This window comes from Paenibacillus sp. JZ16, assembly GCF_015326965.1.
GTDB lineage: Bacteria > Bacillota > Bacilli > Paenibacillales > Paenibacillaceae > Paenibacillus_AQ.
Genome location: NZ_CP017659.1, coordinates 3,180,058 through 3,192,689, shown reverse-complemented (window position 1 = coordinate 3,192,689; position 12,632 = coordinate 3,180,058). Strand labels below are relative to the sequence as shown.

The 12,632-nt window shown below is 52.6% G+C and carries 13 protein-coding genes and 1 other annotated feature; of the genes, 8 read left to right on the top strand and 5 right to left on the bottom strand.

All coding sequences use genetic code 11. The annotated features are described in order from the left end of the window. Positions 1-47: 47 nt before the first annotated feature. Positions 48-623 carry a TetR/AcrR family transcriptional regulator gene (locus BJP58_RS14485; RefSeq protein WP_194544460.1) on the bottom strand — a complete coding sequence of 192 codons (576 nt, stop codon included), beginning with the start codon at positions 621-623 and terminating at the stop codon, positions 48-50. A 226-nt stretch (positions 624-849) separates the two neighbouring features. On the opposite strand from BJP58_RS14485, the gene BJP58_RS14480 reads away from it, so the two are divergent. Beyond that, entirely contained in the window at positions 850-1,944 is a 1,095-nt protein-coding gene (locus tag BJP58_RS14480; protein WP_194544459.1) for an SPL family radical SAM protein, read from the top strand. Here BJP58_RS14480 and ligD read toward each other — a convergent pair. Genes ligD through ku form a run of 3 tightly spaced genes read right to left on the bottom strand, consistent with a single transcriptional unit; the run spans position 1,927 to position 4,690 of the window. Further along, positions 1,927-2,844, bottom strand: a complete 918-nt coding sequence (gene ligD, locus BJP58_RS14475) for a non-homologous end-joining DNA ligase (protein ID WP_194544458.1) — start codon at positions 2,842-2,844, stop codon at positions 1,927-1,929. The two genes, BJP58_RS14480 and ligD, sit on opposite strands and share 18 nt — an antisense overlap. 5 nt (positions 2,845-2,849) lie before the next feature. Continuing rightward, on the bottom strand, positions 2,850-3,755 hold the full coding sequence (locus BJP58_RS14470) for an ATP-dependent DNA ligase (protein ID WP_194544457.1): 906 nt from the start codon (positions 3,753-3,755) through the stop codon (positions 2,850-2,852). Between the two features lie 5 nt (positions 3,756-3,760). After that, entirely contained in the window at positions 3,761-4,690 is a 930-nt protein-coding gene (gene ku / locus BJP58_RS14465; protein WP_194544456.1) for a non-homologous end joining protein Ku, read from the bottom strand. Positions 4,691-5,085: 395 nt separating this feature from the next. Here ku and BJP58_RS14460 point away from each other — a divergent pair, with 395 nt between their 5' ends. After that, positions 5,086-5,373: a hypothetical protein gene (locus BJP58_RS14460; RefSeq protein ID WP_194544455.1), complete on the top strand. Its 288-nt coding sequence runs from the start codon at positions 5,086-5,088 to the stop codon at positions 5,371-5,373. Between the two features lie 4 nt (positions 5,374-5,377). Then, complete coding sequence (locus tag BJP58_RS14455; protein WP_071222503.1) at positions 5,378-5,560, top strand: H-type small acid-soluble spore protein; 183 nt, start codon at positions 5,378-5,380, stop codon at positions 5,558-5,560. Positions 5,561-5,680: 120 nt separating this feature from the next. On the opposite strand, the gene BJP58_RS14450 is transcribed toward BJP58_RS14455, so the two are convergent. Beyond that, entirely contained in the window at positions 5,681-6,862 is a 1,182-nt protein-coding gene (locus BJP58_RS14450) for an epoxide hydrolase family protein (RefSeq protein WP_194544454.1), read from the bottom strand. Between the two features lie 252 nt (positions 6,863-7,114). On the opposite strand from BJP58_RS14450, the gene tsaE reads away from it, so the two are divergent. The 5 genes from tsaE (at position 7,115) to BJP58_RS14425 (ending at position 12,497) form a co-directional block, all read left to right on the top strand. After that, on the top strand, positions 7,115-7,585 hold the full coding sequence (gene tsaE, locus BJP58_RS14445) for a tRNA (adenosine(37)-N6)-threonylcarbamoyltransferase complex ATPase subunit type 1 TsaE (RefSeq protein WP_194544948.1): 471 nt from the start codon (positions 7,115-7,117) through the stop codon (positions 7,583-7,585). Next, the gene (gene tsaB / locus BJP58_RS14440) at positions 7,572-8,363 is read left to right on the top strand and encodes a tRNA (adenosine(37)-N6)-threonylcarbamoyltransferase complex dimerization subunit type 1 TsaB (RefSeq protein WP_194544453.1); all 792 of its coding nucleotides are present in this window, start codon (positions 7,572-7,574) and stop codon (positions 8,361-8,363) included. The genes tsaE and tsaB overlap by 14 nt, the downstream gene beginning before the upstream one ends. 19 nt (positions 8,364-8,382) lie before the next feature. Continuing rightward, positions 8,383-8,907 carry a ribosomal protein S18-alanine N-acetyltransferase gene (gene rimI, locus BJP58_RS14435; RefSeq protein ID WP_194544452.1) on the top strand — a complete coding sequence of 175 codons (525 nt, stop codon included), beginning with the start codon at positions 8,383-8,385 and terminating at the stop codon, positions 8,905-8,907. Continuing rightward, the gene (tsaD, locus tag BJP58_RS14430; protein ID WP_194544451.1) at positions 8,904-9,953 is read left to right on the top strand and encodes a tRNA (adenosine(37)-N6)-threonylcarbamoyltransferase complex transferase subunit TsaD; all 1,050 of its coding nucleotides are present in this window, start codon (positions 8,904-8,906) and stop codon (positions 9,951-9,953) included. Before rimI ends, tsaD begins: the two co-directional genes overlap by 4 nt. Positions 9,954-10,475: 522 nt before the next feature. Further along, positions 10,476-10,817: a binding site (T-box leader), on the top strand. 156 nt (positions 10,818-10,973) lie between these two features. Beyond that, complete coding sequence (locus tag BJP58_RS14425) at positions 10,974-12,497, top strand: 2-isopropylmalate synthase (protein ID WP_194544450.1); 1,524 nt, start codon at positions 10,974-10,976, stop codon at positions 12,495-12,497. Positions 12,498-12,632: the final 135 nt, after the last annotated feature.

The following is a 12,632-nucleotide window of genomic DNA, read 5'->3' as shown; positions in this document are numbered from 1 at the left end:
TCCGTAAACCTCCTATAGATCGAAATGTATTGACACCTAATGCAGATTCATTTCTCTTGCTGTTTCCGCAAACGAGCGGCACGTATGAAATCTTGAGCAGCCTCATCCATCATATGGATCATCTTGTCGTCATCAACGCTCTCCGTGAACAGATCATTGGCTAGCATGACACAAAGACCCGTCTGAAAGGTTTGCATTTTCAATAAAATTGATTGCAGCTCCTGATCAGAAAATCCCGCAAGCTCCGGGTCCAACTTCATTAACCCGATAACCTCACGAATTTGTTCGGGGGTATTCTTCGTGTGGGGATTGTTCTTCATTATTAAATCCCGGTAGAGCACAGGGTACTCCTTGGCGAATCGGAGACTTGCCATGCCGATATCCCGGAAGGGCTGACCGGACTTCTGCTCTGTAATCAATCCTCTAGCTACCTGGAAGGTCTTGTCGACGACCTGTTGAATCAGTTCTTCGGCATCGTTGAAATTGACATAGATCGGCGCGATGGAGCTGCCCAGACGTTCAGCTACTTTACGAATCGTAATGGACTCGATCCCATCGGTCTTGGCAATGTCAAATGCGGCTAGCACGATATCTTGTTTGGTGAACCTCGTTTTAGGTGCCATGACTGTCTGCAACTCCTTAGATAATTTTTATGTATAACAGTTGATATATATCACATGATATTTAATGATTATAAATCGTAAATGGACGGAGTTCAATCGGTTCCCATGAAGCGTGGTGGGGGTTGGTTTGTAAATCCAGTAAAATCCACTTATAATAAGAACATATGTTTGTTAAAATATGAAATAATTCAAGATAGCATTACAGGATCAGAAGGGAGGAAGAGGAATGGCTCGTACGCAATATGAACGTATAACCACCAAACAGACTTTAAACAGAGTGAAGGAAGAGAGGATGCCCTTCGATTGGTCCATCAATCCGTACCGCGGGTGCGGGCATGGCTGCAGCTTTTGTTATGCTCGCGCTTTCCAGTCCTTCATTGGCATGGGGGCGGAGGATGAGTTTCAGCATCATATCTTTATGAAGTCGAATGCAGCGGAAGCGCTGGAGAAGCAGTTATCGAGTGCTGCGAGGAAGTTTGATCATGATATTGAAGCGATGCGGAGATCGATAGGACAGGTTACGATCGGAACGGCAACCGATCCGTATCAGCCGATCGAGAGCAAGGAGGGCATTACGCGGGAGTGCCTGAAGCTGCTAGCTAAATACCGCATCTCCACGAGCATTACAACGCGCTCTCCGCTCGTGCTCAGGGATATGGACATATTGACACGGATGGAGAATGTATCCGTCAATATGAGCCTCAACACGCTGAATGGGGACATCATCCGGAAGCTGGAGCCGGCATCGCCTCATCCGGAGGGCAGGCTCGATACGATCCACCGATTATCGGCTGCAGGCATAAGAACGGGTTTGTTTGTGGCGCCTGTGCTGCCCTTTTTGACGGATAAGGAATGGGAGCTGAGGGAGCTCTTGTCGCAGGCGAAGGTAAGGGGCGTTTCCTTTGCCATGATCTCGCTGCTGAGACTCTCGCGCGATGTGAAGAAATGGTATATCGAAACACTGAAACACCAGTTTCCTGAAGTGGTTCAGCCTTACCGTGAGTTATATGCGCAGGGCGCATATGCCGAAGAGCATTACGTACGTTCCTTCAAGTCGATGGCAGCCAGGCTGCTGAACGAATGTGAACTGAATGGACTGACCCCGGGGGCATCTGCTGCTGGCGTGAGCCGGCCCGGGACGATCGGAAGCGGGATTTCTCAAGAGGACGGGGCGCAGGTGGAAGGCGCTCGCGATCATCTTCGTTCAGCGGAAGATTTGGCAGCTGTTTCTGTACAGCCAAGGAAGCTGCCGCAACCGGCCGCACCGGTCTCCGGGGAGGAGCTTGTGCCGGATGTGGAGCAGCTATCCTTTCCTTTTTGATCCTGCCTTTCCTTGTGGCTTCAGATGTCGGATGACGTTCTCTATCGGTTGAGGAGGCAGGGTCTGCAGCAGGTCCCCCTTCTCTCTTAATCGTTCCTCGATGTTCAGCAGATGAAACTCCGTGGGAGAAACGTCCTGACGGACCTCGTCCCAAGTGAGCGGCGTAGAGACGGTCCCCAGCCGCCGGGCCCGCGGGGTATAAGGAGCGGCGAGTGTCCTTCCGCTGTAATGCTGAAGATAATCGAAGTAGATTTTATCGCCGCGATTCTTCTTCAGCCGTTCAATGGTGAACAGCTTTGGGAATTTCTCGGTTACATATTGCCCCACGAATTGGCCTACTGTTCGAAGTTCATCGAACGTAATGCCTTCCTGAATGGGAACGATGATCTGGACCCCGGTAGCACCTGAGGTTTTCGGGACGGAGGACAGGCCCAACGAGGTCAGTACGTCCCCTACAATGGCAGTCGCCTCCATGATGCGCGGCTCCTCCGGCAGCGTGGGATCCAGATCAATCATCCATTCGCAGGGCAGATTGCTGCCTGCGAGGTGCAGTGAAGGGTGAAACTCAAGCGCAGCCAGGTTCCCCAGCCAGAGCAGCTCCGGCAGTCCGTTGAGCAGCACGTAGTTAATATTTTCGTGCACATAGGTCTGAACAAAAGGAGGCAGCGGCTCCGGCGCATTTTTCTGATAGAAGGATTCGCCTTCGGCTCCGTGCGGATACCGAATGGTCGTGAGCAGCCTGCCCCGGCAGTACCGGAGCAGGAACGGGGAGATGGCCGCAAGCTTTTGCAGATACATCGCTTTGGTAATGCCGACTTCCGGCCAAAGCGGTTTGTCTGGATTCGTAATTTGAATCTCCTGCCCCTCGATCGTCAGGGTGCCTTTGACGGTACGAGCCATATGGTTTACACCCCCTCAATCGATACGAGTTTGGGATGGCGCATCATGCCATCCTGACTCCACTCGAGAAATGTGACCTGAACGGAAAGCGGCTGGCTAAGCCAGGCTAGCTGCTCCTTCTTCAGGTCGGTATGGAGCGTACTCCATACCGCGTCAGCACGATGCATTTCGGCATATTGCATGAGCCTCTTCTTCATCTGCTCATTAAGCCCCAGGGAAGCACGGCCGATGTAATTGCCATCGTCATCGGCAATGACAAGGCTGGCCACACGGCCTTCCCTGATGATCATGGCGACGGCGGTGGCTGTCATGTTCACGGCAATCTTTTTCTTGTACCAATCCCGGTGTTTCTTGCCTTCACGATAAGGAGAGGAGAGGCGCTTCATTACAATGCCCTCCCATCCCCGTGCTTCGGCCCAATTCCATAAATGCTCACCTTCAAGAAACAGATCCGCGGTCAGCAGGCCCGGCGTGTCGGAAACGATCTCCTTCAGGCGGTGGTGACGTTCAAGATAGGGCAGCTTACGCAAGTCTTGGTCGCCGTCCACCAGAACATCGAAGAGAACATAAGTAAACAGAGGAGCGTTCGTGCTGATCGCACGCGAACGCTCCCGCTGAAGAACCTTCTGAAACACGGGACGACCCAGCTCCGGATGAAAATAGACAACCTCACCATCCAAAAGAAGTCGCCGTTCATGCAAGCCGGATAATGCCTGAACGACTTCGGGATACAGCGACGTTTTATCGAGCAGCTTGCGGGAATATAGCGATACGCGGTTTTGGTCAATTCCGGCGAGTATGCGCACGCCGTCCCATTTCAGCTGATAACCCCAATCCTCGCCCGTCGTGATCTGGTCCGTCGAGATCGGTGCCATCGGCTCTTTGGGCAGCAGATTCTGCATTTGTCCCATACGAATCAGGAAGTGGAGTCGGATTTCTTGGATTTGGTTGTTCGGCGCTTCGGCTTCGGTGCGTCAAGATCGCCTTCTCCGCCGCTGACCTTGGCAGCAGGTTCTTTGGCTGCCGTCTTCCGGGTCGTTTTACGCGGCTTTGGTTTGGTGCCCGGATCCGTTCCGATCGGCTTTACAGCTTCGATGCTTGCCTGGAGGGCAGCCATCAGATCGACAACGTTGGTCTCCTGACGAGCAGGGGCAATTTTGATTTCTTCACCGGATACTTTGCTGTTGATCAGATCCAGGAGACGTTCGCGATAATCATCCGTGTATTTCTCAGGATCAAAGGGAGTCGACAACTGGTCAATCAGCAGTTTGGCCATATCGAGTTCCTTGGAGTTGACCTCGGTTCTTTCAGGCAAATTCGGGACCTGAGAGATCGGCCGGATCTCATCCGGGTAGAAAATCGTCTCGATCGACAAGCATTCATCGAGCACCCGGATCGCGGCCAGACTGCTCTTCGAGCGAATAGCGATTTTGGCGATGCCGATTTTGCCGGACTGCTTCATCGCTTCCAGCAGGAGCCGATATGCGTTTGCGCCTGCTTGATCCGGCGAGAGGTAGTACGTCTTTTGAAAATAAATCGGGTCAATCTCGGTTAGATCCACAAAGTCCAGGATCGTTATGTTTTTGCTGTTCTGCTCCGCCAGCTGCTCCAGTTCCTCTTTTTCGAACAGCACGAATTTCCCCTTCTCATACTCGTATCCCTTCGTAATTTCCTCCCAGGCCACTTCCTCTTCACATACCGGACATTTGCGGATGTAAGAGAGCGGACTGCCGCACTCCTTGTGGATGTACCGCATCGAAATATCCTTATCTTCCGTGGCCGAGAACATCTTGACAGGCACGTGCACCAGACCAAAGCTGATCGCGCCCTTCCATACCGTATGCATTCTATGAAACCTCCTATCAAATTCTAATATGTTTGGGTATGACCGTGTAGTAAACGTAATAACGAGTACTATGACTTTTTGTACTACCTCTATCAGTGCGTGTTCAAAAAGGTCGGTTTTCAGCACCGAGAAGGTTGGATGAAGATAGGGACTGAGAAGCGGAGCGTACATTTTGGGTACGTGAGCACCGGAAGGCCCGGCTGAATTCAAGATTCGATGCCGAGCTGCTTGCTTCCTGATTTGCTTCGTGATCAAAAGCGGACTTTTTGTACTACCTCTATCAGTGTGCCCAAAAAAAGACTCTAGTATGAGTTATAGCTCAGGATTGCATAATTAGAACCTGTTTGTGGCATATTGACGTTGAATGCTGCCTGTATAAGGAGGTGATTTTCGTCATGACGGAGCCTAGAGAAACCCAAACGTCGGAAGAGATACAGAAGGACAGAGCCTCGGACCATTCCGCTGCAGAATCGGTGAACGGGGACATGGTGGATTGGAACAACCTGACCTCGGAGGAGAGCGAGATCTCTCGCGAATCTACGATGTTCGATATTGACCGGATGATCAACGAAGGCCTTGGCGGAGGCAATGTCACCATAGATAATGGGCTGATCGGCCCTTCCACAACCGATACGATGGACATCGTGGACGAATCGCCAAGAAATAGGGAGAAGGAGGATTAAACGTATGGAGATACAGCGCGCCGTAGAGATTTTCAACTCCAAGGATATTTACAAGGTCAATCTTGAAGGGGAGTCCGTGTGGATCGAGCATGTGGATCAGCAGAACGGAATGGCCACCGTCCAGGTCGGCTCTCGTCCGACCAATACGCTGACTGTAGACGTAGACCGGCTAAAAGAAGGCGAATAGCTTATTATTGCAGGGCCTCTAGAATTCCGGGAAACTGTTTAATAAACACGAAAAAATACACCTTACTCGGGACTCCGTATGTTGGAACCCGGATAAGGTGTGTTTGTGTTGACCCTGTCGTTAACGAATCTCTCTGAAAAATAACCGGATATCTTCAGTCAGCAGATCGGGAGCTTCCAATGCGGCGAAATGGCCGCCGCGGTCGAACTCTGACCAATGGACGACATGGTACTGCTGCTCGACCATACTGCGAATGGAGAGGTCTTTGGGAAAGACCGCCACGCCGGTGGGCACGGAGGAATATGGTGCCGGCGCTCCCCAATTGTTCGAGCTTTCTTTATAAATTCTTGCGGAGGAGCCTGCCGTTGCTGTCAGCCAATAGATCGAGACATTCGTAAGAAGGAGCTCAAGGTCTACCGCATCCTCAGGAAGATCGGCCGTTGGATCGGTCCATTCCTTAAACTTCTCTACTATCCATGCAAGCTGCCCAACAGGGGAATCCGTTAAGCCGTAGGAAAGCGTCTGGGGTCTGGTCGCCTGAAGGATGGCATATCCGGACCCTTCAAATCCGCCACCGGCTAATTCATCATAGCGAAGTTTTTCTACAGCCGTAAGGTTGTCGCTTTCAGCCGGATCCCCGGTTGGAAACACCGACAGACCGTTACAATGTACGCCAACGATTCGCTCTGCAGCGATCCGGCCAAGTTCCGCTGAAACCATGCTCCCGGTATCTCCCCCCTGTGCTCCATATCGTTCATAGCCCAGGCGGCGCATTAATTCATCCCACGCTTTAGCGACACGCTCGATATTCCATCCGCGTTCGGTGGTGTGCCCGGAAAAGCCGAAGCCTGGGAGGGACGGGATTACGAGATGAAATGCATCGGACGGATTTCCACCGTACTTGCCGGGATTGGTGAGCGGTTCAATCATGCGGGTAAACTCCACAATCGATCCGGGCCAGCCATGGGTTATGATTAGAGGAATCGCATCAGGCTCAGGGGAGCGAACATGCAGGAAGTGAATGTTTTGCCCATCGATGGTGGTCGTATATTGAGGGAATTGATTCAACATGGTTTCATATTTACGCCAATCGTAAACATCCTTCCAATAGGTGGATAACTCTTTCAGGTAAGACAGCGGTGTGCCATATTCCCAGTGATGATCCTCCAGGTCATCAGGCCAGCGAGTGCGGGTCAAACGTTCCTTAAGGTCAAGCAGGTCCGACTCTGGAATTTGAATGCGAAATGGAAGTATGGTTTCTTCTGAATATGGGGCTGTATTCGATACATTCGTGGGGTTCATTATAATCCTCCTCAAATCTTTTTATCATCGTTATGGTTTAACTATAATGCTTAATCTTTGACTACGTAGTGTCAGTGTTTGCAACCTGGTTTGACGTTTCTTTTCTTAATTGAGTTATGAAGGTAAAAACTCATGTTCTTGCAGCAGGTTGGGAGGACCGATATAATGAAGATCAAGTATTTTGAGATATGGGCAAACTAAGTAAAGGGTGGGTTATCAGTGAACAATGGCCGTACGGAGGGCCAGTTTCGAATGATTTCAAGCAGTCTGGAGGAGACGGAGCAGCTTGCTGCTTGGCTGGCCGCTAGAGCGGAGCCAGGGACTGTCATCGGACTGGACGGGGATCTTGGGGCAGGAAAAACGGCATTCTCCAAACAATTTGCACAGCACCTTGGTGTGAACGGGGTTGTGAATAGCCCGACATTTACGATTATTAAAGAATATGAGGGGCGTCTGCCGCTCTACCATATGGATGTGTACCGTTTGTCGGTCGATGAAGCGGATGAGCTCGGGCTGGATGAGTATTTTTTTGGTGAAGGGGTTTGTCTCGTGGAATGGAGCAGTCTGATCACTGAGCTGTTGCCTGAGCGGTATCTGCATATCCAGCTTGAAACGACAGGCGAAACGCACCGGACCATCACACTTTCAAGCCAGGGCGAGCCCTATGGCGAGTGGTGCCGGGATTTGAATGAAAAATGGGGTAGCTGGAATGAACAACAATGACACGAAGCCGCAGCAGCGGTTTTTGGCGCTGGATACGTCTACGGCATCGCTGGCGGTATCCGTGATGGAGCAGGACAAGCTGCTGTCGGAAGTGAACACGAACGCAGACCGCAATCACTCGGTGCATCTGCATCCGGTGATGGCACAGGCGCTTGCTGAAGCAGGCCTCGGCATGGACCAGATGGACGGCATTGCCGTGGGAGTAGGGCCGGGATCTTATACAGGGATCCGGATTGCGGTAACGGCTGCCAAAACATTGGCATGGGCTAATCACATCCCGGTTGTCGGGGTATCCAGCCTGCATGCCCTTGCATGGGGAGGCCTGAAGTCCGGATGGAACGAAGCCGAGCCAAAGGCGGGAGTCCACTGGATCATTCCGCTGCTGGATGCAAGACGGGGACAGGTGTACACGGCATTATTCGCTGCCGATTCAGAGAGCAAGGAGAGTGCGCCGATACGTCTGGAGGCAGACGGTATTCGCCTGATGCAATCCTGGGTGGAAGCCATTAAGGAACGCATCAGCAAGCTGCCTGAAGAGGAACGCCCGGTCTGCCTTTGGTTTATTGGGGAAGTGGAACTCCATGCCGAAACCGCCCGCAGGCTTGAGCCGGGGTTCGGAGAACGGCTGCATATTCATCCGTACTCGCTCGAAGGCCGCTGGATGGGGTACTTGGGCGCAGCGAGGCTGCTCGCCGGAGAAACGGATGATCTGCATACACTGGTACCCAATTATACACAGCTTTCCGAAGCGGAAGCGAACCTGCTGCGTAAGCGGTGAAGGGAGCGTAGGATTCGTCATGAATCAGCAGAAGAAGCCGGTAGATGGTGAAGACGGTTTGTCCTTTCGGTTGATGACCCTGGAGGATATTCCGGAGGTTCTCGTGGTGGAGCGCGAAGCGTTCACCGTGCCCTGGACCGAGGAAGCTTTTCACAATGAACTGAAATTGAATCATTTTGCACGTTATATGATTATGGAGTACGAAGGCAAAACGGTAGGATATGCAGGCATGTGGACGATCGTGGATGAAGCGCACGTTACAAATATTGCGCTTCTGGAGCAGTACCGCGGACGCAAGTGGGGCGATCGTCTGCTTACGGAATTGATGAAGACTGCTGCCTATATGGGAATGGAGAAAATGACGCTGGAAGTCCGGGTATCCAATCACGTGGCCCAGCACTTATATATCAAAAAAGGGTTTAAACCAGCCGGTGTCCGGAAGGGGTATTATTCCGATAATCAGGAAGACGCACTCATCATGTGGGCAGATCTGCCCCCTTATCGGGAGGACGATGGCGAGGAAGGAAGTCAAAGGCTATCATGAATGAAGAAAGAGTAGACCGGCAGCACAGCTGCATATTGGCGATAGAAACGAGCTGCGATGAAACCTCGGTTGCCGTTGTAAAGGATGGCTGCGAGGTTTTGTCCAGTGTCATTGCGAGCCAGATTGAAACGCATAAAGCTTTTGGCGGGGTGGTGCCCGAGGTGGCTTCCCGCAAGCATGTGGAGAGTATCACGCTAATTATTGAACAAGCCGTAGCTGAGGCCGGCATTGAAATGAAGGATTTGTCGGCGATCGCCGTAACGCAGGGTCCTGGCCTGGTTGGGGCGCTTCTCGTTGGCGTTATGGCTGCTAAAAGCCTGGCGTTTGCGCTCGGCAAGCCGCTGATTGGCACGCATCATATTGCGGGTCATATCTATGCCAATCGTTTTGTGGGCGATATCGCTTACCCTTGCATGGCGCTGGTGGTTTCCGGCGGTCATACCGAGCTAGTCTACATGAAAGACGAAGGCAGCTTTGAGTTGATCGGCAGGACGCGGGATGATGCGGTTGGCGAAGCGTACGACAAGGTGGCCAGGGCGCTTGGCTTCCCATATCCCGGCGGTCCGCATGTCGACCGAATGGCATTGGAGGCCGAGGAGGTTGTGGAGCTTCCTCGCGTATGGCTGGAGCCGGATTCCTACGACTTCAGTTTCAGCGGTCTGAAATCGGCTGTATTAAATGTCGTCAATCAGAGCAAAATGCGTGGAGAGGAAGTCCGGACGGAAGCGATAGCCCGGGGTTTCCAGGAATCCGTGGTCGAAGTGCTCGTGGAAAAGGCGGTTCGTGCGGTCAGAGCATATGATGCCAAGCAGCTGCTGCTGTGCGGCGGCGTTGCCGCCAATCGCGGACTCCGTAAAGCCTTGGCTGAACGCTGCGAGCAGGAAGGGATATTGCTGACGATCCCGCCATTTCAGTATTGTACCGATAACGGAGCGATGATTGCTGCCGCGGCGCATCTGAAATGGAAGCAGGGGAGCTTTACGCCGCTCGATATGAAGGCCGACCCGCAAATGTCACTGGAGCTTTGGGCGGAGCCATTAAGCTAAAGCCACTTGACACGTATTTGTATAGGACGTATAATCTTTATCAAATTCCAGAATGTTGAAACGCGAAGAACAGGATCAGTAAGGTGAACCTTGGATGAAGAGAGCTGCGGGACGGTGCAACGCAGACGAGAGGGACCTGAACTCACCTGGGAGCGGAGCTGGGGAACCTTGCGCAGCGAAGTGCCGGTCAGGCACGGATTGAATTGCGGAGTTTGACCTTGCTACGGGATGGCCTCCGTGAGAATGGCTCCGCACAAATCATTTGTGATTTGGCGATGGAGGGGGCTTTAGGTTCGGGAGACAGCATGATGATCCCGGGAGCTTAGAGTCAACAAGAGTGGTACCGCGATAGGATAGCCTGTCGTCTCTTGAATAAGAGATGGCAGGCTTTTTTGCATGCTTGGACAGCTAAATACGAATCAATCTGATAAAGAGCTTCACTTTCAATCCGCAGATGATAAAAGCGGAATCTACGGATATAGTGATCCGAAGGATATGATAGTCAGCATAACAACATATCGAATAAACGCAATGAACGGGAGCAGTAAAAGGGAGCCGTCTACAGAGAGCTGCGGGTTTGGTGTAACGCAGCGGCAGCAACCTTCGAATCTCGCCCGGGAGCGGAAGAGGGGAACAGCAGCAAGCATCGGTTGATGGAGCTAGACAGCCCAACGACCCTGAATGCAGCTGTACTCTCTTACGGAGTTTCCTCCGTCATCAGGACGTCCATTCTCTTCATGACCGGCCGGTATGAGGAGATCATGGACAGTGAGTGGACGTGCATATGTCGCGAAGGAACAGCTGCGAAATTAGGCGCGTCAATTAGAGTGGTACCACGGAGGGTCTAAGCCCGTCGTCTCTTATATGAAGAGATGGCGGGCTTTTTTGCTGCCGGCAGCAGCAGGGTGGGATGCGGACGCAAGTCGACGTGCGGACGTAAAGCGAACATATGGAACAGACTAAACAACAACGTTCCCGTAGGAAATCGGGTCATACCATAACCAAGGAGGAGTATGCAAAATGAGTGAATCCATGAGAACCATCCAAATATTCGATACAACGTTGCGGGACGGGGAACAGGCCCCGGGAGCAAGCCTGCAGCCAGAACAGAAAATTGTGCTGGCCGGAAAGCTGGCTGAGCTGGGCGTAGATGTGATGGAGCCCGGATTTCCAGTGTCTAGTCCCGGGGAGTTTGCCGCTGTGCAGGCCATCTCGAGACAGCTGCAGCAGGTCGAGATATGCGGATTCGCACGGGCCGTGAAAGGGGATATTGATGCTGCCGTCAAGGCCACCCAGGATGCGGCCAAAAGGCGAATCCATCTGTTTATTTCATCTTCCGACATCCATCTTCGACACCAGCTGCGCATGAGTCGTCCGGATGTAGTGGCAAGGGCACGTGAGATGACAGCTTATGCGAAGCAGTTCAGCGACGTGGTGGAATTTACGGCGATGGATGCCTCGCGTACCGGCATTGACGACTTGATTGAGATGGTGGAAGCCGTCATTGAAGAGGGTGCAACGATAATCAATCTGCCCGATACGGTGGGATATGCGCTTCCGAATGAATATGGCGAGATGTTCCGACGTGTGCGGGAAGGCGCCCGTGGCGGAAAGACGGTCGCCTATAGCGCCCACTGCCATAATGATCTCGGTTTGGCTGTGGCCAACAGCCTGGCCGCGATTGAGAATGGCGCCAGCCAAATCGAGGTTACCGTGAATGGGGTAGGCGAGCGTACAGGCAACTGCGCATTGGAGGAGCTGGTCATGGCTCTATCCGCCCGGGGTGACATGCTGCGGGCAGAGACGGGCATTACGGCCGAGAAGCTGTATGAAGTATCTCGTCTCGTTAGCGGTGCGATGCATTTTCCGATCGCTTTTAATAAACCTGTAGTCGGCAGGAACGCCTTCCAGCATGAGTCCGGCATCCACCAGGACGGTCTGCTGAAGGACCGAAGCACCTACGAGATTATGGATCCGGAAAAGCTGGGGATTCCGCGGAGCATGATTGTGCTGGGCAAGCATTCCGGTCGTCATGCGCTGAAGGATCGTCTTGCCCGGTACGGTGTTCAGCTTGATGGAGACGAGATGGAGTCCTTGTACGATACCTTCAAGGAGACGGCTGATCGTCAGAAGGTGGTCAGCGATGATCAGCTGCTGCAAATGGTGAGCAGCACTTTGGGCAAACCAGCCCAAGTATATGAGCTGATCGAGGCCCAGGTCATCTCGGGAACGGGCAGCAGCCGGGTCGCGGCAATCACGCTGCGTCATCTGAGCGAGCAAACGGAAGCCACTTACTCCAGCGTGGCGGACGGTCCGGTGCAAGCCGTTATCTCGGCAATCAGCCAAGGAATTAGCAGCGATATCCGCTTTGGCGATCTGGAGCTCCACTCGTTAAGCAGCGGCGAAGACGCGCATGCCGAAGCGGCGGTCACGGTTGAGAAGGCGGGCAAGATCTTCCGCGGAACGGCTGTGCATCAGGATATCGTTATGGCTGCAGGCCTGGCATACGTTGCTGCATGCAACTCGGCGTTGATGTCGGTCTAGGTGAAAAGCTGAATAGGGAACCTTAGCGTCTAACGCTTCTATGATTGATGGCACAAGCGACCTTCCGAACCGGATGGAGGAGGGTCGCTTTTTTTCATAATCAAGCTCGATAAAAACTTGCAGATAACAAGAGAT